Raw genomic sequence first — 26,091 nt, 5'->3', positions numbered from 1 at the left:
ATGTATTTATTACTTCTATCCTAACTTCGAGTGGATGAGCTCTTTTAGACATAAATATACTCCCCTTTTAGTAGCCAGATTTTATTTTTTTATCTGTCTACCTAGAGGGGAGCATATCAATGATTGTTCGGATTTCTATTTACCTAAAGCTTTAGTATGTTCTAACTGGCAAAATCAATTGCAAGATTGAATCATCATTAAGTGGTGTGATAATAAATGGTCTCATTGCACCCGTAAAGCTAATTTTTATTTCTGTACCCTCTAATGTTTTTAAAGCATCCATCATAAATTTCGCACTAAACGAAATTTTAAGGTCTTCTCCTTCTTTCGAAATGCTCGGAAGCTCCTCAATAACTTTACCGATTTCTGGAGAATTAGAAGAGATCTCAATGACTTGATCATCAACAGTAGAAAGTTTAACGACATTATTTTTACCTTCTCGTGCAAGTAAAGAAGCACGATCAATGGCTTGTAAAAATGCTTTCGTAGTAACAACGACATCCGTCTTACTTTCATTTGGAATCAATCGTGATGTATCTGGGTAATTTCCTTCTAGTAATCTAGAGAAGAATAATAAATTTTTCGCTTTAAATAAAACTTGGTTCTCTGTAATAACAATTTGAATTGTATCGTTATGATCGTCGAGAATTTTGCTTAGTTCACTCAAGCTTTTCCCAGGAATAACCACATTATAAGATGCTTCTGATGCTGTTTCGATCGTTGCTTTTCTCAATGCTAAGCGGTGGCTATCTGTTGCAATACAGGTTAAAGCACTTCCTTCAATCTGCCAGTTTACACCTGTCAAGATTGGGCGTGTTTCTGAGGTGGACACTGCGAAAACTGTCTGCCTAACCATTGCTTTTAGAAGGTCAGTCGGAATAGAAAAAACATTATCCTCTTCAATTTGTGGTAAATGAGGATATTCATCCGCATCAATACCGTTTAGATTGAATTGAGATTTACCTGAAGTAATAACTGTTTGTAAATGATTTTCTACATGAATTTCTACTTGGTCTGTTGGTAATTTCTTTACGATTTCACTAAAGAATTTTGCTTGCAATACAATTGAACCTGGTTGTTCAATGTTAACTATGACTTCATCTTCTTCAGTTTTAGGAATAAATGACTCAATAGAAATATCAGAGTCACTACCTGTTAAAGCTACACCTTCGTCAGATGCAACAATTTTAATTCCAGTTAAAATGGGAATTGTTGTTCTACTAGTAACGGCCTTCATCACATCTTGAACGCTTTGAACTAACCGATCTCTCTGAATCGTAAATCGCATGATTAACCTCCAATGTATATACATATATTTTTTATTTTAAAATAATAGAAGTATTAGTAGGGCTTGTTAACATGTGGATAACTAGAAAAATGAATGGAAACACAGCCTATCCACATGTGGACAGACTGTGCATAATCATTCGGTAGTTATTCACAATTATACTTTAAGTAATTCATTAATTTCTTTTAATTGCTGTTGAAATTGTGTGTCTGCATGAAGTAATTTAGAGATTTTTTCGTGGGCATGAATCACTGTTGTGTGATCTCGTCCCCCGAATTCCTCACCAATTTTCGGTAGGGAGAAATCGGTTAATTCTCTAGATAGGTACATAGCAATTTGCCTAGGAAAAGCAATAGACTTTGTCCGTTTCTTCGCACTGAAATCTTCTAATTTAACGTTATAATAGCCTCCGACAACCTTTTGAATCTCATGAATAGTAATAACTTTAGGTTTTGAACTCGGAATAATATCTTTTAATGCTTCTGCAGCTAAATCTGCATTAATATCTTTATTTATGAGTGATGAGTAGGCAACAACACGAATAAGTGCTCCTTCTAATTCACGAATATTAGAATCAATTTGATTGGCAATATATAACATGACTTCATTAGGAATGTCTAAACCTTCAGCTTTTGCTTTTTTACGTAAAATCGCAATTCTTGTTTCTAAATCTGGTGGGGTAATATCTGTAATCAGACCCCATTCGAAACGAGAACGCAGGCGATCCTCAAGTGTCGGAATCTCTTTCGGAGGTCGGTCACTCGAGATGACAATCTGCTTTGATTCTTCATGTAATGTGTTAAACGTATGGAAAAATTCCTCTTGGGTTGATTCTTTTCCGGCAAGGAATTGAATATCATCTATTAATAGCACGTCTACTTTTCTATATTTATTGCGGAAATCAATGGTTTTATTATCTCTAATAGAGTTAATAAATTCATTGGTAAATTTCTCAGAAGACAAATAGACAACTTTCGCATTTGGATTATGATCCAATACATAGTGACCAATTGCATGCATTAAATGTGTTTTCCCTAAACCAACACCACCATAAATAAACAGTGGATTATAGGCCTTAGCAGGTGCTTCTGCTACTGCGAGTGAAGCAGCATGGGCAAATCGATTCCCAGAACCAATAACAAATGTATCAAAAGTATTTTTCGTATTTAGCATATTGAAGGTAATGTCTTGGGATTCCTCTTCAACTGGCTTCTTTTTTGCCGGGCTGATGGCTTCAAGCTCTTCTTCGTTCTGGTTTTGCGGAATAATGAATTTAACTTCGAGTCGTTCACCAGTAACTTCTTTTATTGTTTCGGAAATTAAAGGAGAATAGCGCTCTTCTAGCCAATCTCGAGCAAATTCATTAGGTGCTTTGATCACTAATGTGTCTCCTTGAAGATTATGTGCTTTAGTTGATTTCATCCAGGTTTCAAAGCTTGGTTTACTAATTTTCTTTTCTATTTTTGCTAAAGCCTGCTGCCATAGGTCAGATATATTTTCCAATGATGATCCCTCCTTTTCTTTGAAAATAACGGCTGAAAATGCCCACAAAAATGTTTATATAGAAAAAATGAATAAAATAAGATGTGGAAAAATATATAATAAGGAAAAAAGGCGACATTTCGACAATATCCACCACCTGTGGACAACCTTTTCAAAGGGGCTGAATAACCTGTCCACATGATATCCACAATCTGTGGATAATAAAATATATACCGTTCAGTTATTAAGTGTGAAAACACAAATATGATAACAGAAATAACAAGAGCATGCAACGTTTTTTCAATGCTTATCCACAAGTGAAACAACCTGTTTATAACAATTGTCCACAGGTAGTGTTTTTGTGAAAAACTTGTCTATATGTAGTGTGGATAAAATAAATTTGTCGAAAAAAGTATCCACAAGTAAAATTATACGCTGAATGATAAATACGTGGATAAATGGATGTACGTCAGTCTTCTTATAAAAATGGAACATTTTAATTAATGGACGACAAACAATATGGAACTAAATTCTAGTGGATGTGGAAAAAGAATCATGAGTACAACAAAAATGGATTGCGACCATGTGACCTATCGAATGATCATGAAGGTAGTTTGTATAACCTGTTCGAATGGGAAAAATCGCAAATGCTCATAATCAGACATGGAACGAGAAGTGAAGTCTGACCCAAAAACGTGAGAATGAGGAGAGGTCTAAAGTCTAAGTCCAAAAAACTTGTGAAACAGTTTAAATCTCAAAACAGATAATTTAAAATCAGCTCTTAAAAAAAGTTATCAGTAAAATATCCCTACAATCATTGCTATACAGGCTCGTAATCAAGGGATTTCCCCAATAACCAAAAAATACTATTGAAATGAGGGTGACATTAGAGACGAAACAAAGTAAAATTCAGTACAGTACAGTGATGTTTTTTGAAAAAAGTTGCGCGTAAGGGTTAATCATCCGATGGATAGTTGACAATCTTTAGGTAGCATCTATATAATTAATAAGACTGTCTTTAACAGCTATTCCTCAGGGAGGTGTCATATAATGAAAAGAACTTATCAACCAAATAAACGTAAAAGAAGTAAAGTTCATGGATTCCGCAGCCGTATGAGCAGCTCGAACGGACGTAACGTTCTAGCACGCCGCCGTCGTAAAGGAAGAAAAGTATTATCTGCTTAGGCCACTGAAAATCAGTGGTCTTTTTTCACGTAATAGTGTAAAAATAGTGAGTAAACGCATGATTGATCGATTGCCCAAATAGAGAATATAAGACTTATTTATACATGAGCTGTTACGAACCGTGTATGAAAAAGAAGGTGTAAATGACATGAAGAAAGAATTTAGAGTAAAGAAGAATAAAGAATTTCAAGAAGCCTTTAAACAAGGTAAGTCATTTGCTAACCGGCAATTTGTTGTTTATTCTTTACAAAGAAATGACCAGACTCATTTTAGAATAGGATTATCTGTTAGTAAGAAGCTTGGTAACGCTGTCAAAAGGAACCAAATCAAACGTTATATTAGACAAGCCTTCCATGAGCTGGATCAAGAGTTAAAACCAAATTATGACTTTATTATTATTGCACGAAAGCCAACTGCTGAAATGAGCTTTTTTGAAATTAAGAAAAGCTTAATGCATGTTTTGAAGCTTTCTCGGGTTGTTAAAACACATAAACATGGAAATAATAAGTCATAATGTCATAAAAAGAGCTTTTTTTTATGAAATTTGGGAAAGACATCTTTTATTCATATGACATATGAGGAAAAGATGATAAAATACATACCATGAGTAAAATCAGTTTATTCGATTCTCAGTGAAAATGAAGAGATGATAGAAAAACTGTAACAATATTATCAAGGCATTAAGGAGGAAATAACGGTTGAAAAAGCGAATACCTTTATTGGTTGGTCTAATTCTAGTCACCGTACTTTTAGCAGGGTGTACGGAATTTAATGAGCCAATTACTTCCGAGAGTGAAGGCTTTTGGAACTCATACATCGTTTATCCGCTATCATGGCTAATTATTAAAATTGCAGGCCTTATGGGCGGAAGCTATGGTTTGTCGATTATTGTCGTAACAATTCTGATTCGTCTAGTAATTCTACCATTGATGATTAAACAAACAAAGAGTTCTAAAGCAATGCAGGCAGTACAGCCTGAGATGCAAAAGCTACGTGAAAAATATAGTTCGAAAGATCAAAAGACACAACAAAAGCTTCAACAAGAAACCATGGAATTAATGCAAAAACATGGTGTAAACCCATTGGCGGGCTGTTTACCATTGTTAGTACAAATGCCGATTCTTATTGGATTCTATCATGCGATTTCAAGAACGCGGGAAATTGCTAATCATAACTTCTTATGGTTTGATCTTGGCGATGCCGATCCATATTATATCTTGCCAGTTGTAGCAGGTATTACAACGTTCATTCAACAGAAGATGATGATGGCTGGACAAGACTTTAGTGCGAATGAAATGATGGCAACGCAAATGAAAATGATGTTATGGTTAATGCCAATCATGATCGTTATTTTTGCGATTAATTTCCCAGCGGCTCTTTCTTTATACTGGGTAGTTGGTAACTTATTTATGATTGTCCAAACTTATTTCATTAAAGGTCCAGATTTAAAAAAATCTAAAGAAACACAACCTGCGGGAGGAGCGAAAAAGTGAAAGAAATAACTGCTACAGGACAAACCGTCAATGAAGCAGTACATTCGGCTTTAGCTCAATTACAAACAACAGAGGATCGTGTAGAAATAGAGATTCTCGATGAAGGAAGGAAAGGGATCCTTGGTATAGTTGGATCCCGTCCTGCAGTGATAAAAGCAACGATGAAAATGGATCCGATTGCAGAAGCGGAGAAATTTTTATTAGAGGTCAGTGAGAAAATGGGCGCGCCGGTTGAAATTGAAACTGTTAGAGACGGTAAAAATGTTGAATTTATTCTATCTGGTAATAAAATTGCTTTATTAATAGGTAAACGAGGTCAAACATTAAACTCTTTGCAGTATCTTACACAGCTTGTCGTCAACAGATATTCTGATCAATATTTTAATATTATATTAGATGCAGAAAACTATCGCCAAAGAAGAATTGATACGTTGGTGCAGCTTGCTGAAAGATTAGCAAGCCAGGCAATTAAAACTGGTAAAAAGGTCTCGCTTGAGCCTATGCCTTCCTATGAGAGAAAAGTGATCCACTCTGCTTTGTCTCATGATAAGAAAGTAGAAACGTATTCGGATGGCAATGATCCTCATCGACATATTGTCATTTCACCAGTTAAAAATTAATTTTTCTATAGAGAGTGTCCAAGCGGACGCTCTTTTTTTATGGATAAACACGCTATTTCTTCAGAACCATTTTCGGAACTTCCGAAACAGTTTAGAAAACATTCGAAGCTTTTTTCACAAAGAATTGGTCAAAGAGGAAAATAATGAATTCAGTATTGTATGATTGTTATTCACATGTGGATAAGTTAAAATGGAGCATAATACAACTTGGTTTCTGTGGATAATTTTTAGATGAAAAAAATTTGTCTATACTGTTGATAACAGGTATTTTCCTTAGTTGGAGGATTCTTAACGAGGATGATCCTGCTTTTAATAATTGTTTGCATATGATATTCTGTTTTTTTGGGAAATAATTTTTTTCATAGATTGAAGGATGAGTAATTATAGATAAAAATGAAATGAGGTGAAGCCGCTTGGAACTTGATACAATAGCTGCTATATCTACTCCCATGGGTGAAGGCGCAATTGCAATTGTACGGCTGAGCGGACCTGAAGCTTTTGATATAGCGGATCATTTATTTAAAAGTGTGGGAGATAAACGATTAAAAGAAGTCCCATCTCACACAATTCATTATGGCCATATTATTGATCCGAAGACTGACCAAGTTGCTGAAGAAGTAATGGTTTCGGTCATGAAGGGTCCAAAGACGTTTACAAAAGAAGATGTGATTGAGATTAACTGTCACGGTGGACTCGTTTCTGTCAATCGCGTCCTGCAATTGATGTTGACAAATGGTGCTCGCTTAGCTGAACCAGGTGAATTTACAAAGCGTGCTTTTTTAAATGGGCGCATTGATTTATCGCAGGCGGAGGCAGTGATGGATTTAATCCGAGCGAAAACGGATAAGGCAATGAATGTCGCCTTAGGTCAAATGGAAGGTAGATTGTCAAACTTAATTCAAAGGTTACGACAGGAAATTCTAGAAGTACTTGCCCATGTGGAAGTGAATATTGACTATCCTGAATATGATGATGTCGAGGAAATGACCCATCAGTTACTATTAGAGAAGGCCAGCTTCGTTAAAAGGGAAATCGAGCAGTTGCTACGTACATCCCAACAAGGGAAAATTTTACGTGAAGGTTTATCAACGGTAATCGTTGGACGCCCAAATGTTGGTAAATCTTCGTTATTAAATAGTCTAGTCCATGAAAATAAAGCGATTGTGACAGATATCCCAGGTACGACAAGAGATGTAATAGAAGAATATGTGAACGTAAGAGGCGTACCATTAAAATTAGTAGATACGGCTGGTATTCGGGAAACAGAAGATATTGTTGAACGTATAGGGGTAGAGAGATCACGACAAGTATTAAAAGAAGCGGATCTTATTTTACTCGTTGTGAACTATTCGGATGAGCTTACGGATGAGGATATGAATTTGTTTAAAGCGGTCGAAGGCATGGATGTTATTGTCATCGTGAATAAAACCGATTTAGAACAAAAGATTGATATGGAAAAAGTGAGACAGCTCGCAGCTAATCAGAAGCTCGTGACAACCTCTTTATTAGAAGAACAAGGAATTAACGAGCTTGAAGAGGCGATTTCTGAATTATTCTTTACTGGCTCCATTGAAGCAGAAGATATGACATATGTCTCTAACTCAAGACATATTGCTCTTTTACACCAAGCGATAAATTCAATTAATGACGCAATAGAGGGTGTTGATCTGGGCACACCGATTGACATCGTACAAATAGATTTGACAAGAACATGGGAAATTCTAGGGGAGATTATTGGAGATAGTGTACAAGATAGTTTAATTGACCAGTTATTCTCTCAGTTCTGTCTTGGAAAATAAGAAAAAAACCGTTGATATAAATATAAAAATAGAAAAGGGAGGTAAAATGAAATGGCTTATGAAGCAGGTTCATATGACGTTATTGTTATCGGTGCCGGTCATGCAGGAGTTGAAGCAGGTCTTGCCTCAGCTCGAATCGGGGCAAAAACTTTAATGGTCACAATCAATCTTGATATGGTTGCCTTTATGCCATGTAACCCTTCAATTGGTGGACCGGCGAAAGGAATCGTCGTACGGGAAATTGACGCATTAGGCGGCGAAATGGGGAAAAATATTGATAAAACCTATATCCAAATGCGTATGCTTAATACGGGTAAAGGCCCCGCAGTAAGAGCATTAAGAGCACAAGCGGATAAATTTACGTATCAGCATGAAATGAAAAAAACATTGGAAAACCAAGAGAATTTAACATTATTACAAGGTATGGTAGAAAGTTTAATTGTTGAAGATGGTGAATGTAGAGGTATTATTACACAAACAGGCGCTACTTATTATGCGAAATCTGTTGTTATTACTACCGGTACATTCCTCCGTGGGGAAATTATCTTAGGAGAACTAAAATATTCAAGCGGACCGAATAATCAACAACCATCCATTAAGTTATCCGAACACCTAGAAGCTTTAGGTTTTGATATGGTTCGTTTTAAAACGGGAACGCCACCGCGCGTAAATAGTCACTCAATTGATTATAGTAAAACAGAAATACAACCAGGTGATGAAGTACCGAGAGCATTCTCATATGAAACGACTAAATATATTACTGAACAACTGCCTTGTTGGTTAACATATACGAACGAAAAAACGCATACGCTCATCGACAATAACTTACATCGTTCTCCGATGTATTCTGGTATGATCAAAGGGACAGGTCCTCGTTATTGTCCGTCAATTGAGGATAAGGTAGTTCGTTTTAATGACAAACCAAGACATCAAATCTTCCTTGAACCAGAGGGAAGAAACACGCAAGAAGTTTATGTACAGGGGTTATCAACTAGTTTACCTGAAGATGTACAACAAGACATTTTGCGGACGATTCCAGGTTTAGAAAATGTGCAAATGATGAGAGCTGGTTATGCAATTGAATATGATTCCATTGTACCGACGCAATTATGGCCAACATTGGAAACGAAAAAAGTGAAAAACCTTTATACTGCCGGTCAGATAAATGGGACATCCGGTTATGAAGAAGCAGCCGGTCAAGGTCTAATGGCAGGGATGAATGCGGCGCTGCATTCACTTGGTAGAGAGCAAGTAATCTTAAGTCGCTCTGATGGCTATATCGGGGTCCTTATTGATGATTTAGTAACAAAGGGGACGAACGAACCTTATCGTTTATTAACTTCTAGAGCGGAGTACCGTCTATTATTACGCCATGACAATGCGGATCTTCGTTTAACAGAAGTAGGTTATAAAGTGGGCATGATTAGTGAAGAACGTTATCAAAAATTCTTGTCTAAAAAACAGCAAATTGAAGAAGAAAAAATGCGTTTAAAGAAGATTATTTTAAAACCGAATGCTGAGGTTCAAGGTTTAATTCAATCCCTAGGTGGAAGTGAATTAAAAGATGGGATACGTGCAAGTGATTTATTAAAAAGACCAGAAATGTCTTATGCTCATATTGAACAACTCGCTAAAGCAACGAGTGAGTTAGATGATGATGTAAAAGAACAAGTAGAAATACAGATTAAGTATGAGGGCTATATTGAAAAATCACTACAACAAGTAGACAGACTGAAAAAAATGGAAAACAAAAAAATTCCAGATCAAATCGATTATGATGATATCAATGGGCTTGCGTCTGAAGCACGTCAAAAATTGAAATCAGTGCGTCCTCTATCTTTAGCACAAGCATCTCGTATTTCTGGTGTAAACCCAGCAGATATTTCTATTCTACTCGTTTATTTAGAACAAGGAAGAATTGCGAAAGTGGCTAATGAATAAGAGAGGATTGAACGCATGAATACAGAACAATTTGTTCATTTGCTTGAGGAGAAGGGAATTTCCCTCTCCAAGCAGCAAATGGAACAGTATGAATTGTACTATTCGACGCTTGTTGAATGGAATGAAAAAATGAACTTAACGGCCATTACAGAAAAAGATGAAGTATATTTAAAGCATTTTTATGACAGCATCTCAGCTGCCTTTTATTACGATTTCAACCAGCCGTTAAAGGTATGTGACGTTGGAGCTGGAGCTGGTTTTCCAAGTATCCCATTAAAAATTGCCTTTCCTCAAATACAAGTGACCATCGTTGATTCATTAAACAAACGGATTGGTTTTTTAAATCATTTAGCTGAAGAACTTGGATTAGACCATGTCGAATTTGTACATGATCGCGCGGAGACGTTTGGCAAAAACAAAAAATACCGCGAAAGCTTTGATCTTGTCACAGCTAGGGCGGTAGCAAGATTGTCAGTACTGAGTGAATTATGCTTGCCCTTAGTCAAAGTCGGTGGTACCTTTTTAGCTATGAAAGGTGCAGGGGCTGAACAAGAACTAGATAAAGCAAACAAAGCGATAACAACCTTTGGTGGTAAACTGATAGATTCACACACTTTCACATTACCGGAAGAAGAAAGTGAAAGAAACATTCTAGTAATTAAGAAAGAAAAATCTACCCCTAATAAATATCCAAGAAAGCCGGGAACGCCTAATAAATCACCGATTGAATCGTGAGTTTGAGCGTATATGGTTTTTTATATCACTATAAATTGATAGACAATCGCAGGAATTGTCTACTTTGTAGAGAATAGGTTATAGGGAGTTTCGTAAAGGTGGTGCAGGGTGATGAAGCATTCTTTCTCACGCCTTTTTGGCCTAGGCGAAAAGGAAAAAACAAATGAAGACAAGCTAGACGAACAAGCAGATATGGAAATGGAAGAGGCAGAGACATTAGCAAGCAAGGAAGAGGTAAAGAAGATCCCTATCGATCAAATCGTTCCTAACCGTTTTCAGCCTCGGACAATATTTGATGATGAGAAAATAGAAGAGCTTTCTCGTACAATTCATATTCACGGTATTATTCAGCCAATTGTCGTTAGAGAATACGGTGACAATCAATTTGAAATTATTGCAGGTGAGCGTCGCTGGCGTGCAATGAATAAATTGGGTTGGGAAGAAGTACCAGCCATTGTCAAGAATATGAGTGATACAGAAACGGCCTCAATTGCGCTTATTGAAAACTTGCAGCGTGAAGAGCTTTCGCCTATTGAAGAAGCGGTTGCTTATGGAAAGCTACTAGAGTTACATAACTTAACACAAGAAGCATTGGCACAACGTCTAGGAAAAGGGCAATCAACAGTTGCCAATAAATTAAGGTTGTTGAAATTACCAGAAGAAGTACAAGAATCCCTTTTAAGAAAAGAAATAACAGAACGACATGCAAGGGCACTTATTCCATTAAAAAGCCACGAGAAGCAAGTTAGCTTATTAGCTGAAGTCGTTGAAAAACAGCTAAATGTAAAGCAAACAGAGGACCGAGTGGTAAAGCTATTAGAAAAAGATCAACCAAAGGCAAAACCAAGAAGAAAAGCATTTAGTAAAGATATGCGTATTGCTGTCAACACGATTCGCCAATCGCTCTCAATGGTCTCTGATAGTGGCATAAACTTAGATTCACAAGAAGAAGAATTTGATGAATTCTATCAAATAACAATCAAAATTCCAAAAAAGAAAAAATAAATGACCTAGCCAATCTCAAATCACCTTTTGCGAGATATGGCTCTTTTTTTATCCTGAAAATAGCATCTGGAAGATTTTCTTATTTTTCTTAAAATAATTATTCTTCCCCTCACGTTCATGATAAAATAGATTCGTGCGTTCGAAAAAGGGAATGCGCACTAAAACAATGATGTCTTTAATAGGGGTTTTTAATAGATTACATACGTAGAAAAACAAACATGTGAAGAAAGCAGGTGAGTTCAAGTGGGGAAAACGATTGCTTTAGCTAACCAAAAGGGTGGCGTAGGAAAAACAACAACAGCAGTGAACTTAGGTGCATGTCTAGCTTCTATGGGCAAAAAGGTGTTGCTTGTAGATATAGACCCACAAGGAAATGCAACGAGCGGTATTGGTATTGAGAAGGCAGAAGTGGATTATTGCATTTATGATGTATTAGTGGACGATTTAGAAGCAAGTAAAGCCATCAAACCAACAATTGTAGAGAAACTGCATATTATACCTGCTACGATTCAACTAGCAGGAGCGGAAATTGAACTTGTACCAACAATATCAAGAGAAGTTCGTTTAAAAAGAGCTTTAGAAGACGTGAAGGAAAACTATGATTATATTATTATCGATTGTCCCCCATCACTAGGATTACTAACGCTCAATTCTTTAACAGCATCTGACGCCGTATTAATTCCTGTACAATGTGAATATTATGCGCTTGAAGGATTAAGTCAGCTGTTAAATACGGTGAGACTTGTGCAAAAACATTTAAATCAAGATCTGCGTATTGAGGGCGTTTTGTTAACAATGTTGGATGCAAGAACGAATTTAGGTATTCAAGTCATTGAAGAAGTGAAAAAGTACTTTCAAGATAAAGTGTATCGCACGGTGATTCCTAGAAATGTACGCTTAAGTGAAGCACCAAGTCATGGTGAGCCAATTATCACATACGATCCAAAGTCTCGCGGAGCAGAAGTATACTTAGACTTAGCAAAGGAAGTGTTAACAAATGGCTAAGGGGTTAGGTAAAGGGCTTAATGCCTTCTTTACGAATGTGGACAAAGAAAGTGAAGAAATAATTGAAGAAATCAAACTTAAGGAAATACGTCCTAATCCGTATCAACCGCGAAAAATCTTCACAAAAGAGAGTATAGAAGAGCTAAAACAATCGATTCTCACACACGGAATCCTCCAACCAATTATTGTTCGTAAAAGTATTAAGGGTTATGAAATTGTTGTTGGTGAAAGAAGGTATCGGGCAGCAAAAGAGGCAAATATGCAGACGATGCCAGTCATTATTCGCGATCTATCAGAACAACAAATGATGGAATTAGCTATATTAGAAAACCTTCAAAGAGAAGATTTAACGCCGATTGAAGAAGGCGCAGCTTATCAATTATTAATTGAAAAACTAAAAATCACACAAGAGGAATTGGCTAAGAGGTTAGGAAAAAGCCGACCGCATATTGCCAATCATATTCGCTTGCTTTCACTGCCAGCTAAAGTACAAGAGATGATTGCTGATGGAAAATTAACGATGGGTCACGGTAGGACACTTTTAGGGTTAAAGAAAAAATCCCTTATGGATACGGTAGTAGAAAAAGTGTTAAAAGACTCTTTAAATGTAAGGCAGTTAGAACAATGGATCGGGCAATTAAACGAAAAAGTTCCACGTGAAACAAAGAAGAAGGAAAATAAAGATGTGTTTATTCAATCACATGAATCTTCGCTTAGAGAAAGGTTCGGCACGAACGTTCATATTAAAAAAGGAAAAAAGAAAGGGAAAATAGAAATCGAATTCTTTTCTAACGACGATTTGGAGCGAATACTGGATCTTTTAGATCAGCAAAAAGAATCCATCTAGCCGCTTAGTCGTTTGCTAGATAGACATCATGAAAAGATAGAAAGTATATTTGGGTAGCTCTAATGTTTTTATTAGGTACAGTAGTCAATTCACTATTAATTATTGTAGGTACATTAATCGGTAAGTTCCTTAATCGTATCCCTGAAAAAATGAAGGATACAGTGATGCAAGCTATTGGCTTGGCAGTAATGGTACTTGGTTTACAGATGGGGCTTAAGAGTGAAAACTTCTTAGTGGTCATTCTTAGCCTCGTTTTTGGGGCGATGCTTGGAGAATGGTTAAAATTAGAAGATAGACTCAATCAAGTCGGTATTCTATTAGAAAATAAAATTGGATCCAATCATCAAGGTAGCATCTCTCAAGGATTTGTCACAGCAACATTAATTTTTGTTATTGGTGCAATGGGTGTCATCGGTGCGTTAGATAGTGGGATTCGTGGAGATCATTCGGTTTTATATACAAAATCAATTATAGATGGCTTCACGGCTCTAATCTTAACGACCACTTTAGGTATCGGTGTCATATTCTCAGCCATCCCTGTCTTTATCTATCAAGGATTGATTGCGTTATTTGCGACACAGATTGATAAATGGATTCCCCAAGCGTGGATGGACAGCTTTATTCTAGAAATGACAGCTACAGGCGGCTTAATGATTTTTGCTATCGGCTTAAACTTAATGGGATTAACAAAAATCAGGGTAGCAAATCTTTTACCGGGTATTTTTGTCACAGCCCTTGTCGTTTCTTTCTATTACTTCTTTTAATTTAAGTAACGAACAATCCTTGATAGGCATGGATTGTTCGTTTTTCTTTGGTTTCAAGTCTTTAATATAGGGTTGAATGAGATATTCGAGATCCAATGCGTAGAAAGATTCATGGGCAAAAGCAGTTAGACTACTCAACCTGCTTCCTTTCTTCATCATGGTTTTATGCATTCCAGCCTCATCAAATCAGCTTTCCAAAATGTCTTTATTTATGTCGATTCCAAAGAAAATACGCGGCGATTTGCGTCTAGAAAAACGAAAATCGTCACGTATCGGTAGATCTCATATTTATTGTCAGTCGGAAACTCTTGGGTCATATTATAAAGTCTGCTCTTTCCCCCAGTCGATAGGGATAAAATTAGCTTTTTCCATCAAAGTTACTTCATGGATGCCATTGGCAATGGTTTTGGCCATATTCATGACTAAGCTCAGTCTTGTATTCTGTAATACCATAAACTCCATAAACCCGCTCACATTAACGATGCCAGCAATATGTATATCACCAACTTCAGGTAAATCCTTATTTACTCCAGCACCTGGTTTGACAGGACCATCAGCAATTTGAATAATCCCCACACTTTTTACACGCCCTAAGCAGGCATCAATGCCGATAATAAAAGCATTAGGAAATTGTTCTTCAATATATGACAGTTTTTCAGATAAATTTACTGCATGAATAGGGTCTTCTAATGTGCCGAATACATGAAGGTTAGGAATAGATCGTTCTTTTAATAAGGTTCCAACTAATGGACCGAGCGAGTCACCGGTAGAGCGGTCCGTACCGATACAAATAAGGACGAATGGTCTTTCTTGTATATTACTCGGGAGAAACTGCTTGATTTCATGAGCAAGTTTATTAGTAGCACTTTGTTCATCGTGTGGAATCCGAGAGGTTAATTTAGGTTTCTTATCAAAAATACGTGGATAAAAATTCATCAAGCGTCACTCCTTCAATGTCACTCTATAGAAAAGAGCGCTTTACTTTCTTTTTTAGCGATTGAATTGAATAGTAGTAATAGTATACGGAATATTCACTCATTCTATACGTGATTAGGTCACGAAATATATTTTCCTCTGATGTTTATTGGAAATATATTAGTAGGACAAGGTATAATAGTGAAATAGAAGTTGAAGAAAAGGGTGATGAAATTGGAAGAAAAACAATTTGATCTTAATAATATTGTTGAGATGAAAAAGGCTCACCCATGTGGAGCAAATCGATGGAAAATTATACGTATGGGCGCGGATATTCGCATTAAATGTGAAGGTTGCGGTCATAGTGTAATGATTCCAAGAAGAGAATTTACAAGAAAACTAAAAAAAGTATTGGCGTAATCAATGGTAAAGGTTGTCTTTACCATTTTTTTGCAGATAAGAAAGTGTGTTTTTCAATGAGTTTTCATGTCTAGCTCCAGGCGCTATCGGCTTTATGGTCTAAGCCAATTCGTCAAAAAGGTTAAAGAACAACCTTTCCACCGGCTCGTCTTATGCTTGTCGCCGATAGACGGGCGCCTTGCGCTTTTCTTAGAACGCTTAGTGAACTTGCTTATTTTTATACAAATCTCTATAATTGTTAAAGGCTTGTATAAAAATCGATTAATAATTTTTCTTAGATAGATTAAATGATTAGGAGTGACCTAAATGGCATTAACAGCTGGAATTGTCGGTTTGCCGAACGTCGGTAAATCCACCTTATTTAATGCAATAACTCAAGCGGGTGCTGAATCAGCGAACTACCCGTTTTGTACGATAGATCCTAATGTCGGTATTGTTGAAGTACCGGATGAAAGATTAGCGAAGTTAACTGAACTTGTTCAACCAAAGAAAACGGTACCTACCGCTTTTGAATTTACAGACATTGCTGGAATTGTTAAAGGGGCAAGTAAAGGTGAAGGACTTGGTAATAAGTTTCTTTCACATATCCGTGAAGTGGACGCGATTTGCCAAGTGGTTCGTTGTTTTGCTGACGATAATATTACTCACGTATCAGGAAAAGTGAATCCGATTGATGATATCGAAACAATCAACTTGGAACTGATTTTAGCTGACTTAGAATCCGTTGAAAAACGCATTGTACGTGTAAGTAAGCTTGCGAAACAAAAAGATAAGGAATCTGTTTTTGAATTAGAAATTCTTGAAAAATTAAAAGAAGCTTTCGAAGCAGATCAACCTGCAAGAACAGTAGAATTTACAGAAGAACAAATGAAATTGGTTAAAGGGTTACACTTACTAACGATTAAGCCAATGCTTTATGTAGCGAATGTTGGTGAAGATGATGTGGCTGATCCTTCTACTAATGAATACGTTCAAAAAGTAAAAGAATTTGCATCCGCAGATAATGCAGAAGTGATTGTCATTTGTGCAAAAATCGAATCAGAAATTGCTGAGCTTGAAGGAGAAGAGAAGGAAATGTTCCTTGAAGAGCTTGGTATTGAAGAATCAGGTTTAGATCAATTGATTAAAGCATCGTACAGCTTACTTGGCTTAGCTACTTACTTTACAGCTGGCGTACAAGAAGTACGTGCTTGGACTTTCCGTAAAGGAATGAAAGCACCACAATGTGCCGGTGTCATCCATAGTGACTTCGAAAAAGGCTTCATACGTGCTGAAACGGTTTCCTACGACGACCTAGTTGTTGCTGGTAATATGAATGCAGCGAAAGAAGCTGGAAAAGTTCGCTTAGAAGGAAAAGAATACATCGTTCAAGACGGAGATGTTATGCACTTCCGATTTAACGTTTGATAAAATCCCCAATGAATTCTTGTAACAAAGAATTTATTGGGGTTTTTCTATAGAGTTGCAGAGGCGTATCGTCATAATGCTTTAACCGCAAAAAATGTTTCATCGTATTCGTTTTTTTCTATTTATGTTTCGTCTCTCTGTTTTTCCTTTTGAGGCAATTGCATATTGACCAAACGTATGATATACTTTTACCTTGTGAGTAATGAATAATTGCTCCTTGCCCTCACACGGGCCGTTTAGACCAAAAGGAGGTGAAAGTGATGAAAAAGTACGAAGTTATGTACATCATCCGTCCAAACATTGAAGATGAGGCAAAGAAATCTGTAGTTGAGCGTTTCGACGCAATCCTTACTGATAACGGTGCTGAAATCAACGAGTCAAAAGACTGGGGTAAGCGTCGTTTAGCTTACGAAATCAATGATTTCCGTGATGGATACTACCAATTAGTAAACATTAATGCTGATTCTAAAGCAGTTGATGAGTTCACTCGTCTTGCAAAAATCAGTGAAGATATTATCAGATACATCGTTGTTAAAGACGAGAAATAATAAATATGCTTAATTTTATCGAAAGGAGTTGATTCTGATGATGAATCGTGTAGTTCTAGTGGGGCGTTTAACGAAAGACCCAGAATTACGTTATACACCGAATGGAGTAGCAGTGGCTACTTTTACTCTTGCTGTGAATCGTACATTTACGAATCAAAATGGAGATAGAGAAGCGGATTTCATTAATTGCGTTGTTTGGAGAAAGCCTGCTGAAAACGTAGCGAACTTCCTTAAAAAAGGAAGCCTAGCTGGTGTCGATGGGCGCTTGCAAACACGTAATTACGAAGGACAAGATGGCAAACGTGTATATGTGACTGAAGTTCAGGCAGAAAGCGTACAGTTTCTTGAACCAAGAAATGCTGCAGGCTCACAAGGTGGCTCGAATCAATATGGTGGCCAGAGAGATGATTATTCTTATGGTGGCAACAATAATCAGAATCAACGACCATATGATAATAACCGCAGCAACCAAGGCCAAACTCGTGTAGATCAAGATCCATTCGCTAATAACGGTCAAATCGATATTTCCGATGACGATCTTCCGTTCTAAACCAATAAGGCTTTGAAAAAATAATAGGAAAAGGAGTGACAAAACATGGCTGGTGGACGCAGAGGAGGACGTGCGAAACGTCGTAAAGTTTGCTATTTTACTGCAAACGGAATCACTCACATCGATTATAAAGATGTAGATCTTCTAAAAAAATTCATCTCTGAACGTGGTAAAATTTTACCTCGTCGTGTAACAGGCACAAACGCTAAATACCAACGTAAATTAACGATTGCTATTAAGCGTTCTCGCCAAATGGCTTTACTTCCATTCGTTTCAGGTGAATAATAAGTAAAAGTTCAAACACAGTAGGCTTCGTGCCTACTGTGTTTTTTTAGGTTTAATTTAGTTTGTTTGAACACATGTTTCAAACGAGTCGGAAACCTGGCGATGAGTAGAAACTTGATAGGGTTCGGGTGGAAACGCGTCAAAAACCTGGGTAAAGGTAGAAATTTGATAGGATTCAGGTGAAAACGCGTCAAAAAATGGGGGAAGGGTAGAAAATTGATAGGATTCAGGTGAAAATGCGTCAAAAACCTGACCAAGAGTAGAAATTTGATAGGATTTAGGTGGAAACGCGTCAAAAAATGGGGGAAGGGTAGAAAATTGATAGGATTCAGGTGAAAACGCATCAAGAAATGGGCGCAGAGTAGAAATTTGGTAGGATTCAGGTGGAAACTCATCAAAAACCTGGCCAAGAGTAGAGATTTGATAGGATTTGGGTGGAAACGCGTCAAAAACCTGGGTAAAGGTAGAAATTTGATAGGGTTCAGGTGGAAAATCCATCAAAAACCTGGCCAAGAGTAAAAATTTGATAGGATTCGGGTGGAAACGCGTCAAAAACCTGACCAAGGTTAAAAATTTGATAGGATTCGGACAGAAACGAGTCAAAAATTGCCCCAAAGTAAAAAATCTGATTGGGTTAGAGCGAAAACAATTGGAAGATAGCTGAGTAAACCCAGTTAGCACTCATTATTTGTAGCGGTTAGAAACACAAAGCTTTTTATTTCCGCTCCTTGTGCTCATATAGAGTCTCATATGAATCAATCCGATGGTCGACATTCCCTGAGTTGAGATTATCCACATTTTTAATAATTAGAATATTTAAAAATATACCTTGCATTCTAAAAAGTTAGAACGTATTATTAATCTAGAACATACAATACAATTAGATAGGAGAGGTGAAAATGACATCTTTTGAATGGAAGTCCATGAATATTGATATACATCAACAAAAACTAATCTCTAATCCGTTGCGAATGAAAATTATCTTTTTACTGTCGGAACGTGCGCTCACAGCGAAGCAAGTAGCAGATGAGTTGGGGAAATCAGCAGGTAGTATCCATTACCATATTCAGCAACTTTATAAGGGAAACATTTTAGAGATTGAATCAACGAAGGAGTACAAAGGCATTATCGAAAAGTATTACCGAGCGAAGGCGAATCAATTTCATCTTAATCAAACAGGTGCGAATGTTGAGGATAAAGGAAAAAGCACAAGGGGAACGACTTTATCTTTAACCAAAGGAGAGCTGCAATTATTTCAAAATGAGGTAGATGAGCTGTTTTTGAAGTATTTTAAAAAGACGGTTAAACCTGATGAGCAGACAAAAAATCGTGATACTTATGAAGTGAATTGCTCGTTTAAGAAACTACCGAAAGAGGGGGAAAGTTAAATGCCATCGTCAGCAGCCATAAAAAAGAATTTGGTGCTGTTTCTCTTAGCGAAAGTAGTGATTGTGTTTGGGTCCTCTATTTATAGTTTCGCGATAGGATTATATGTTCTTGCGGTTACCGGTTCGGCCGTCAACTTTTCGATTACCCTCTTACTTACTATTCTACCTCGTATTATACTCGCCCCACTTGCTGGGACATTGAGCGACCGATGGAACCGTAAAAGAATCATTATTACAACCAATTTTGCTTGTGCCCTTTGGATTGCCGTTATTTGTGGTTTGTTTATTTTTGTCACACAGGACATTTGGCTACTTTATTTAGCGACATGCGTACTCAGTATCATCAATACCTTCTATTCTTCAGCAGTGATGTCCTCCATATACAATATGGTCGGTCCAGATTTCCTACAAAAAGCAATGTCTCTCAACCAGGCCGTGGCCTCCTTCTCCGTTATATTAGGGCCAATACTTGGAGGCATCCTTTTCGGACTATTACCTCTCTCAAGCTTCATGATGATCAACATTTGTGGATTTTTCCTTTCCGGTATAGCCAGTCTTTTTATTAACTATTACTTATTTGTCGAAAAAACAGAAAAACAACAAGCAGGAACGATTCAGACCGAGTTGAGAGATGGTCTATCCTATGTAAAAAAACAAACCTTGCTTCGGCAATTAATCTTTATGTCTATATGGGTGAATTTTTGGTTTGCAGTTTTTCCCGTAGCACTACCTTATCTCGTTCTTACGATTCGCCAAATGCCAACTTATCAATTTGGTCTGATTGAGGGTAGCTTTGCTGTGGGCATGTTAGTCATGAGTACGATTCTGTCGTTAAAAGCAGAGATGAAAAATAAATCATTAAGTATTGGAATTGGTATGGTGTGCTTGGGAATATTGTTAATGTTAATAGGGATGCCACAACTGATAGAGATTTCTAATCAAGTGGTCTTCGTTTATTTAATAGGGATTGTGCTACTCCTAGCGGCAGCAATCATGATTATTAATATTCCGGTGATGGTACTCATTCAAAAAAGTACAAAAGATGAATATCGGGGAAGAGTGATGGCCATACTCGAAACAGGTGCGAGTGCAGCAACACCTTTAGGGTATATCCTATTTGGTTTATTTCTTGAATGGTGGCCAATATGGGTGATCATGCTCGTTTCAGGAGGCAGTATTATTTGTATGATTCTTTATCATACAAGAAATAAACAGTTTTTTAACCTATTACAACAAACTGACCAAACCAAGGTCGTTTCAACCGAAGCATAAAAGGGAAAATCGTAATGAGAACCTTCTAGAATGATTGAACCTTCATTCTTGGAGGTTTTTTGCATGATTGCCTGTTTTCTATGATAGATAAGGATGATTTGGTTATGAAAGAATATATTTACACGAAATGAAGCATTCATTCAGTTGAATACCTATCCATGAGTGTATACAATAATAGATGCGGGCTTGTGCCCAATTTGAGAGGTGAATCTATTTGAAAAATGTACATAAACTTACTGAAGGGGCAGTTTTATTAGCTGCTTTTGCTGTGTTACTATTGATGTCCCTTTATTTGCCGATTATCGGAACGATTGTCACTTTCGGCTTACCGGTTCCATTTATGTTATTTGCCGCTAAAAATAAGCGTAGTGATGCGGCTATCTTTTTTGTTGCGGCTATTTTGATTTCATTCATTGTTGGAACCATTACAGCCATTCCATTAACCCTTATCTTTGGCTTAACAGGTTTAGTGATAGGAGAGTTAATTAAGCTGAAGAAAGAACGGACAGCGATGTTGCTCGGTGGTTCTTTAGCGTTTTTAGCGATGTTTTTACTCGTTTTTGCTGGCATGAACGTGCTATTGAATATCAATTTTGTTGAGGAACTAAAAGTAGTTCTTGAGCAATCAATGGATATGACAAAAAACATGTTATCTACGATAGATAATAATGAAGCAGAACAAATTATCAAGCAGTTAGAAGCGACAATTACTGCATTAGAGACATTACTTCCAAGTCTCCTTGTGCTTTCTTCTGCAATGTATGTATTTATTATTCAGCTGATTGGCGTACCCATTGTCAGGAGATTTGGTATTGAAGTGAAAAAATGGCGCTCATTTGCCGATATCAGTTTCCCGAAAAGTATTTTATGGTATTATTTATTAACCATCCTTGCCCAAATTGTCATGAGACCAGAGGAAGGTTCTTTTACAACGATGGCCATTATGAATCTCCTTTTCGTTTTACAGTTAATTATGGTGATTCAAGGGCTCGCCTTTATCTTCTTCTATAGCAGATTAAAGAATTGGCCAAAGATTGTGCCTATTGCCATCCTCATATTTACCTTTTTAATGCCAATCTTCCTTTATATTGTGAGGATATTAGGTATAATTGATATAGGATTTGATTTAAGAAAACGATTAGATAATAGGGATGCATAACACTACTGTTTAGGAGTTGAAAACATGCCCTCGTATTTAGAAAAGAAAACGATGCGTTATTGCCTGTTTGCTTTAATTGGTATAACCGTCGTTCTTCTAGCGATTATGGCGTTGTACAATTGGATATTGAGTCTCGTTGCGCTCCTCCTTTTCGGCATTCCTTTCTACCTATTATTTAAGTTTGATTATGAGCAGAGGAAGGAAACAGAGGAGTACATATCGACCTTATCTTACCGTGTGAAAAAGGTAGGGGAAGAAGCATTAATGGAGATGCCAATTGGAATTATGCTGATTAATGATGAGTATTATATCGATTGGACGAATCCTTATATGGCATCATGCTTTGGGGAAGATACATTGGTAGGGAGATCACTTTATGATGTGGCAGATGCCTTAATCCCTATCATTAAGAAAGAGATTGAATCAGAAACCATTACGCTAACAGATCGCAAATTTCGTGTGGTACATAAGCCTGATGAACGTCTGCTTTATTTCTTTGATGTAACAGAGCAAACGCAGATTGAAAAATTATACGAAGATGAACGTACCGTTATTGCTATTATCTTTTTAGATAATTATGATGATTTAACACAAGGAATGGATGACCAGACAAGAAGTAGTTTGAATAATCTTGTCACCTCTATTCTGAATAAATGGGCCATGGAAAATGGCGTTTTCTTTAAGCGCGTATCTTCAGAGCGGTTTATCGCCGTCTTTAACGAAAGTATTTTGGACCAATTTGAGAAAAGTAAATTCACCATTCTTGATTTTGTCAGAGAAACGACGGCAAAACAAAATGTGCCACTCACATTAAGTATAGGTGTCGGAGCAGGGGTTTCCGATTTGCCAGAACTAGGTGTCTTAGCTCAGTCTAGTTTAGACCTTGCTCTCGGTAGAGGTGGTGACCAAGTAGCAATTAAACAGCCAAATGGGAAAGTGAAATTTTTCGGAGGGAAGACGAACCCCGTTGAGAAACGCACGAGGGTGCGGGCACGCGTTATTTCGCACGCTTTAAAGGAATTAGTCTCAGAAAGTGATAAAGTCATCGTCATGGGTCATAAACGACCGGATATGGACGCAATTGGTGCTGCCATTGGTATTCAGAAGGTAGCAGAGATGAACCATCGTGATGGCTATATTGTCGTTAATAAAGACGAATTTGATCAAAGCGTAAATCGTTTAATGGGTGAGATAGAGAAAAAAGAAGAGCTTTATGCGAAATTCATCACGCCAGATCAAGCGTTAGAGCTGGCAACTGACGATACTTTACTTGTTGTTGTTGATACCCATAAGCCTTCTATGGTGATAGAAGAGCGATTGCTTGCTAAAATAGAAGATGTAGTTGTGATTGATCATCATCGTCGCGGCGAAGATTTTATAAAAAATCCGCTGCTCGTTTATATGGAGCCTTATGCCTCTTCAACAGCAGAATTAGTGACGGAATTGCTAGAATATCAACCGAAGAATCGTAAAATTGATATGCTTGAGGCGACTGCACTACTCGCAGGTATTATCGTTGATACGAAGAGCTTTACGTTAAGAACCGGCGCCAGAACCTTTGATGCAGCATCTTATTTAAGAGGACTAGGAGCGGATACAGTCCTTGTGCAACGATTCTTGAAAGAAGATGTCGACACGTATATTAAACGGGCGAAAATCATTGAAACGGTAGAATTTTACCGAAATGGCCTTGCCATTGCTAAAGGTGCTGAGGACGATATATACGACCAAGTGTTAATTGCGCAAGCAGCCGATACATTACTGGCAATGGACGGTGTGACAGCTTCATTCGTCATTTCTTATCGTGCTGATGAAATGATTGGTGTGAGTGCTCGCTCATTAGGTGATATTAACGTACAGGTCATTATGGAGGCGCTAGAAGGGGGCGGCCATTTGACAAATGCTGCTACTCAATTAGATGATGTCTCAATCAATGATGTGGAAGGTAAATTAAAAGAAGCAATTGATGAGTATTTAGAAGGGAGAAAAGAAGAATGAAAGTCATTTTCTTAAAAGATGTTAAAGGAAAAGGGAAAAAAGGTGAAGTGAAGAACGTAGCAGACGGCTATGCACATAACTTTTTAATTAAACAAGGACTCGCTGTAGAAGCAAATAACTCAAATGTGAGTTCATTGAATGCACAAAAAAAGAAAGAAGAAAAAGAAGCAGCAGCTGAGTTAGAAGAAGCGAAACAATTAAAAGAAACATTGGAGAAGTTGACACTCGAATTTTCAACAAAAGCTGGAGAGGGCGGTCGTCTATTCGGTTCGATTACAAGCAAGCAAATTGCCGAAGAATTAAAGAAGGCGCATGATATTAAAATCGACAAGCGCAAAATCGAATTAAGTGACGCCATTCGTACTTTAGGATACACAAAAGTACCGGTTAAACTGCACACAGAAGTATCAGCTACGTTAAATGTACATGTAAAAGAAGCCAATTAAAGAATTTAACAACGCATCAAAAGAATTCATGGTAAAATAATAGAGTGAAAAAATGTGATCGGTGAAGGCTGATCACATTTTTGTCATCTAACGTGTTTAAAATGTGTCAGTATGAGGGGGTTCTATTTGTTTTGAGTGAATTATTTGCTGATCGTCTCCCTCCGCAAAACATAGAGGCTGAACAAGCTGTTCTAGGCGCAATCTTTCTGGAGCCTTCCTCGTTAACAATGGCTTCAGAACTATTAATTCCTGAAGATTTCTATAGAGCGGCTCATCAAAGAATTTTTAATGTCATGCTGAAACTAAATGACAAGGGAGAAGCCGTTGATTTAGTAACAGTAACAGAAGAATTAAACGCAGCCAAAATGTTAGAGGATACAGGCGGAGTAACTTATTTAAGTGAATTAGCTGCATCTGTTCCAACAGCAGCAAATATAGAATATTATGCTAAGATAGTAGAAGAAAAATCGATCTTACGTAGACTCATCCGTACGGCAACAGACATTGCCCAAGATGGATATGCGAGAGAAGATGAAGTTGAATCACTACTTGGCGAAGCAGAAAAAAATATATTAGAAGTATCGCAACGTAAAAATGCAGGAGCTTTCCACAATATTAAAGATGTGCTTGTGCGTACGTATGATAATATCGAGGTCATGCATAACCGTAAAGGTGATATCACTGGAATAGCGACTGGGTTTGCTGAGCTTGATCATATGACAGCAGGCTTTCAACGCAATGATTTAATTATCGTTGGCGCTAGACCTTCCGTTGGTAAAACAGCTTTTGCCTTAAATATCGCGCAAAATGTTGCCGTAAAAACACAGGAAAATGTTGCGATATTTAGTTTGGAGATGGGTGCTGAACAGCTCGTTATGCGTATGCTTTGTGCGGAAGGAAATATCGATGCACAACGTCTCAGAACAGGTTCTTTAACCGATGATGATTGGGGCAAGCTGACGATGGCGATGGGGAGCCTATCGAATGCGGGCATTTTTATTGATGATACACCTGGTGTTAGAATCACTGAAATTCGTTCAAAATGTCGTCGCTTGAAGCAGGAACATGGCTTAGGCATGATCCTCATCGACTATTTGCAGCTTATTTTAGGTAGCGGACGTTCTGGTGAAAACCGTCAGCAAGAAGTCTCTGAAATTTCTCGTTCCCTAAAAGCACTTGCGAGGGAGCTGCAAGTACCTGTTATTGCCTTATCTCAGCTATCCCGTGGCGTTGAGCAACGACAAGATAAACGTCCAATGATGTCTGATATACGTGAATCAGGAAGTATTGAGCAGGATGCTGATATCGTTGCCTTCTTATATCGTGATGATTATTATGACAAAGAGTCCGAAGACAAAAATATCATCGAAATCATCATCGCAAAACAACGTAACGGCCCGGTTGGTACCGTCCAGCTCGCCTTCGTCAAAGAATATAATAAATTCGTCAACCTAGAAAAAAGATTTGACGATTCATTTGCTCCGCCTGGGGCATAAAGAGGGAAACAGCATTTGGCTGGTTCCCTCTTTTTTAATGGAA

26 protein-coding genes are annotated in these 26,091 nt (G+C 37.4%); 22 read left to right on the top strand and 4 right to left on the bottom strand.

Going from position 1 to position 26,091, the window contains the following annotated elements:
* Positions 1-151: 151 nt before the first annotated feature.
* Positions 152-1,288: a DNA polymerase III subunit beta gene (gene dnaN / locus LCM23_RS11150; protein ID WP_095371328.1), complete on the bottom strand. Its 1,137-nt coding sequence runs from the start codon at positions 1,286-1,288 to the stop codon at positions 152-154.
* A gap of 156 nt (positions 1,289-1,444) precedes the next feature.
* Positions 1,445-2,791, bottom strand: coding sequence for a chromosomal replication initiator protein DnaA (gene dnaA, locus LCM23_RS11145; protein ID WP_095371329.1), 1,347 nt, complete (start codon positions 2,789-2,791; stop codon positions 1,445-1,447).
* 1,029 nt (positions 2,792-3,820) lie between these two features.
* Between dnaA and rpmH the strand changes: the two genes are divergently transcribed.
* The 11 genes from rpmH (at position 3,821) to LCM23_RS11090 (ending at position 14,164) form a co-directional block, all read left to right on the top strand.
* Positions 3,821-3,955 carry a 50S ribosomal protein L34 gene (gene rpmH / locus LCM23_RS11140; RefSeq protein ID WP_016201470.1) on the top strand — a complete coding sequence of 45 codons (135 nt, stop codon included), beginning with the start codon at positions 3,821-3,823 and terminating at the stop codon, positions 3,953-3,955.
* A 148-nt stretch (positions 3,956-4,103) separates the two neighbouring features.
* Positions 4,104-4,469, top strand: coding sequence for a ribonuclease P protein component (gene rnpA / locus LCM23_RS11135; protein WP_224937012.1), 366 nt, complete (start codon positions 4,104-4,106; stop codon positions 4,467-4,469).
* Between the two features lie 184 nt (positions 4,470-4,653).
* Positions 4,654-5,448, top strand: a complete 795-nt coding sequence (gene spoIIIJ, locus LCM23_RS11130) for a YidC family membrane integrase SpoIIIJ (protein ID WP_095371331.1) — start codon at positions 4,654-4,656, stop codon at positions 5,446-5,448.
* Positions 5,445-6,068, top strand: a complete 624-nt coding sequence (gene jag, locus LCM23_RS11125) for an RNA-binding cell elongation regulator Jag/EloR (protein WP_224937011.1) — start codon at positions 5,445-5,447, stop codon at positions 6,066-6,068. The genes spoIIIJ and jag overlap by 4 nt, the downstream gene beginning before the upstream one ends.
* 413 nt (positions 6,069-6,481) lie before the next feature.
* Positions 6,482-7,867 (top strand): tRNA uridine-5-carboxymethylaminomethyl(34) synthesis GTPase MnmE, encoded by a 1,386-nt coding sequence (gene mnmE / locus LCM23_RS11120; RefSeq protein ID WP_224937010.1) that lies wholly within the window; start codon positions 6,482-6,484, stop codon positions 7,865-7,867.
* Between the two features lie 51 nt (positions 7,868-7,918).
* Complete coding sequence (gene mnmG, locus LCM23_RS11115) at positions 7,919-9,808, top strand: tRNA uridine-5-carboxymethylaminomethyl(34) synthesis enzyme MnmG (protein ID WP_224937009.1); 1,890 nt, start codon at positions 7,919-7,921, stop codon at positions 9,806-9,808.
* Between the two features lie 15 nt (positions 9,809-9,823).
* Positions 9,824-10,543 (top strand): 16S rRNA (guanine(527)-N(7))-methyltransferase RsmG, encoded by a 720-nt coding sequence (gene rsmG, locus LCM23_RS11110; protein ID WP_224937008.1) that lies wholly within the window; start codon positions 9,824-9,826, stop codon positions 10,541-10,543.
* A 111-nt stretch (positions 10,544-10,654) separates the two neighbouring features.
* The gene (gene noc, locus LCM23_RS11105; protein WP_224937007.1) at positions 10,655-11,548 is read left to right on the top strand and encodes a nucleoid occlusion protein; all 894 of its coding nucleotides are present in this window, start codon (positions 10,655-10,657) and stop codon (positions 11,546-11,548) included.
* A 243-nt stretch (positions 11,549-11,791) separates the two neighbouring features.
* Positions 11,792-12,553 (top strand): ParA family protein, encoded by a 762-nt coding sequence (locus LCM23_RS11100; RefSeq protein ID WP_095371337.1) that lies wholly within the window; start codon positions 11,792-11,794, stop codon positions 12,551-12,553.
* Positions 12,546-13,400: a ParB/RepB/Spo0J family partition protein gene (locus tag LCM23_RS11095; protein ID WP_095371338.1), complete on the top strand. Its 855-nt coding sequence runs from the start codon at positions 12,546-12,548 to the stop codon at positions 13,398-13,400. Before LCM23_RS11100 ends, LCM23_RS11095 begins: the two co-directional genes overlap by 8 nt.
* A 62-nt stretch (positions 13,401-13,462) precedes the next feature.
* Positions 13,463-14,164 carry a DUF554 domain-containing protein gene (locus LCM23_RS11090; protein WP_095371339.1) on the top strand — a complete coding sequence of 234 codons (702 nt, stop codon included), beginning with the start codon at positions 13,463-13,465 and terminating at the stop codon, positions 14,162-14,164.
* A gap of 318 nt (positions 14,165-14,482) precedes the next feature.
* Here the strand turns inward: LCM23_RS11090 and yyaC are convergent, their stop codons facing one another.
* On the bottom strand, positions 14,483-15,100 hold the full coding sequence (yyaC, locus tag LCM23_RS11085) for a spore protease YyaC (RefSeq protein WP_224937006.1): 618 nt from the start codon (positions 15,098-15,100) through the stop codon (positions 14,483-14,485).
* Between the two features lie 207 nt (positions 15,101-15,307).
* Here yyaC and LCM23_RS11080 point away from each other — a divergent pair, with 207 nt between their 5' ends.
* The 5 genes from LCM23_RS11080 to rpsR all read left to right on the top strand — a co-directional run bounded on the left by LCM23_RS11080 (position 15,308) and on the right by rpsR (position 18,289).
* Positions 15,308-15,499, top strand: coding sequence for a DUF951 domain-containing protein (locus LCM23_RS11080; protein ID WP_180317033.1), 192 nt, complete (start codon positions 15,308-15,310; stop codon positions 15,497-15,499).
* A gap of 306 nt (positions 15,500-15,805) precedes the next feature.
* A complete protein-coding gene (gene ychF, locus LCM23_RS11075; RefSeq protein ID WP_095371342.1) occupies positions 15,806-16,906 on the top strand; it encodes a redox-regulated ATPase YchF in 1,101 nt (366 codons plus the stop codon).
* Positions 16,907-17,166: 260 nt separating this feature from the next.
* Positions 17,167-17,454, top strand: a complete 288-nt coding sequence (rpsF, locus tag LCM23_RS11070; protein WP_095371343.1) for a 30S ribosomal protein S6 — start codon at positions 17,167-17,169, stop codon at positions 17,452-17,454.
* Positions 17,455-17,491: 37 nt separating this feature from the next.
* Positions 17,492-18,004: a single-stranded DNA-binding protein gene (gene ssb, locus LCM23_RS11065; protein ID WP_095371344.1), complete on the top strand. Its 513-nt coding sequence runs from the start codon at positions 17,492-17,494 to the stop codon at positions 18,002-18,004.
* A gap of 45 nt (positions 18,005-18,049) precedes the next feature.
* A complete protein-coding gene (gene rpsR / locus LCM23_RS11060) occupies positions 18,050-18,289 on the top strand; it encodes a 30S ribosomal protein S18 (RefSeq protein WP_095371345.1) in 240 nt (79 codons plus the stop codon).
* 57 nt (positions 18,290-18,346) lie between these two features.
* Here rpsR and LCM23_RS11055 read toward each other — a convergent pair whose 3' ends face one another.
* The gene (locus LCM23_RS11055; RefSeq protein ID WP_224937005.1) at positions 18,347-18,892 is read right to left on the bottom strand and encodes a hypothetical protein; all 546 of its coding nucleotides are present in this window, start codon (positions 18,890-18,892) and stop codon (positions 18,347-18,349) included.
* A 296-nt stretch (positions 18,893-19,188) separates the two neighbouring features.
* On the opposite strand from LCM23_RS11055, the gene LCM23_RS11050 reads away from it, so the two are divergent.
* The 6 genes from LCM23_RS11050 (at position 19,189) to dnaB (ending at position 26,048) form a co-directional block, all read left to right on the top strand.
* Positions 19,189-19,677, top strand: a complete 489-nt coding sequence (locus LCM23_RS11050; protein ID WP_224937004.1) for an ArsR/SmtB family transcription factor — start codon at positions 19,189-19,191, stop codon at positions 19,675-19,677.
* Positions 19,678-20,949: an MFS transporter gene (locus LCM23_RS11045; protein ID WP_224937003.1), complete on the top strand. Its 1,272-nt coding sequence runs from the start codon at positions 19,678-19,680 to the stop codon at positions 20,947-20,949. It begins immediately after the preceding gene.
* 214 nt (positions 20,950-21,163) lie between these two features.
* Positions 21,164-22,108 carry a YybS family protein gene (locus LCM23_RS11040; RefSeq protein ID WP_224937002.1) on the top strand — a complete coding sequence of 315 codons (945 nt, stop codon included), beginning with the start codon at positions 21,164-21,166 and terminating at the stop codon, positions 22,106-22,108.
* Positions 22,109-22,132: 24 nt separating this feature from the next.
* Positions 22,133-24,106 (top strand): DHH family phosphoesterase, encoded by a 1,974-nt coding sequence (locus tag LCM23_RS11035; RefSeq protein ID WP_224937001.1) that lies wholly within the window; start codon positions 22,133-22,135, stop codon positions 24,104-24,106.
* Positions 24,103-24,552 carry a 50S ribosomal protein L9 gene (gene rplI / locus LCM23_RS11030; RefSeq protein ID WP_095371350.1) on the top strand — a complete coding sequence of 150 codons (450 nt, stop codon included), beginning with the start codon at positions 24,103-24,105 and terminating at the stop codon, positions 24,550-24,552. The genes LCM23_RS11035 and rplI overlap by 4 nt, the downstream gene beginning before the upstream one ends.
* A gap of 131 nt (positions 24,553-24,683) precedes the next feature.
* Positions 24,684-26,048 carry a replicative DNA helicase gene (dnaB, locus tag LCM23_RS11025; protein WP_224937000.1) on the top strand — a complete coding sequence of 455 codons (1,365 nt, stop codon included), beginning with the start codon at positions 24,684-24,686 and terminating at the stop codon, positions 26,046-26,048.
* The last annotated feature ends 43 nt before the right edge of the window (positions 26,049-26,091 follow it).

The sequence above is a fragment of the Cytobacillus kochii genome, assembly GCF_020171845.1.
In the GTDB taxonomy this organism is placed as follows: Bacteria; Bacillota; Bacilli; order Bacillales; family Cytobacillaceae; genus Cytobacillus; species Cytobacillus kochii.
This window is presented reverse-complemented; position numbering and strand designations above follow the sequence as displayed.

Coding starts and splice junctions, on each gene's coding strand:
- dnaN (WP_095371328.1), bottom strand. CDS start 1,288: ATGCGATTTACGATTCAGAGAGATCGGTTAGTTCAAAGCGTTCAAGAT.
- rpmH (WP_016201470.1), top strand. CDS start 3,821: ATGAAAAGAACTTATCAACCAAATAAACGTAAAAGAAGTAAAGTTCAT.
- rnpA (WP_224937012.1), top strand. CDS start 4,104: ATGAAGAAAGAATTTAGAGTAAAGAAGAATAAAGAATTTCAAGAAGCC.
- mnmG (WP_224937009.1), top strand. CDS start 7,919: ATGGCTTATGAAGCAGGTTCATATGACGTTATTGTTATCGGTGCCGGT.
- rsmG (WP_224937008.1), top strand. CDS start 9,824: ATGAATACAGAACAATTTGTTCATTTGCTTGAGGAGAAGGGAATTTCC.
- noc (WP_224937007.1), top strand. CDS start 10,655: ATGAAGCATTCTTTCTCACGCCTTTTTGGCCTAGGCGAAAAGGAAAAA.
- LCM23_RS11095 (WP_095371338.1), top strand. CDS start 12,546: ATGGCTAAGGGGTTAGGTAAAGGGCTTAATGCCTTCTTTACGAATGTG.
- LCM23_RS11090 (WP_095371339.1), top strand. CDS start 13,463: ATGTTTTTATTAGGTACAGTAGTCAATTCACTATTAATTATTGTAGGT.
- yyaC (WP_224937006.1), bottom strand. CDS start 15,100: ATGAATTTTTATCCACGTATTTTTGATAAGAAACCTAAATTAACCTCT.
- LCM23_RS11080 (WP_180317033.1), top strand. CDS start 15,308: ATGAAATTGGAAGAAAAACAATTTGATCTTAATAATATTGTTGAGATG.
- ychF (WP_095371342.1), top strand. CDS start 15,806: ATGGCATTAACAGCTGGAATTGTCGGTTTGCCGAACGTCGGTAAATCC.
- rpsF (WP_095371343.1), top strand. CDS start 17,167: ATGAAAAAGTACGAAGTTATGTACATCATCCGTCCAAACATTGAAGAT.
- ssb (WP_095371344.1), top strand. CDS start 17,492: ATGATGAATCGTGTAGTTCTAGTGGGGCGTTTAACGAAAGACCCAGAA.
- rpsR (WP_095371345.1), top strand. CDS start 18,050: ATGGCTGGTGGACGCAGAGGAGGACGTGCGAAACGTCGTAAAGTTTGC.
- LCM23_RS11050 (WP_224937004.1), top strand. CDS start 19,189: ATGACATCTTTTGAATGGAAGTCCATGAATATTGATATACATCAACAA.
- LCM23_RS11045 (WP_224937003.1), top strand. CDS start 19,678: ATGCCATCGTCAGCAGCCATAAAAAAGAATTTGGTGCTGTTTCTCTTA.
- LCM23_RS11035 (WP_224937001.1), top strand. CDS start 22,133: ATGCCCTCGTATTTAGAAAAGAAAACGATGCGTTATTGCCTGTTTGCT.
- rplI (WP_095371350.1), top strand. CDS start 24,103: ATGAAAGTCATTTTCTTAAAAGATGTTAAAGGAAAAGGGAAAAAAGGT.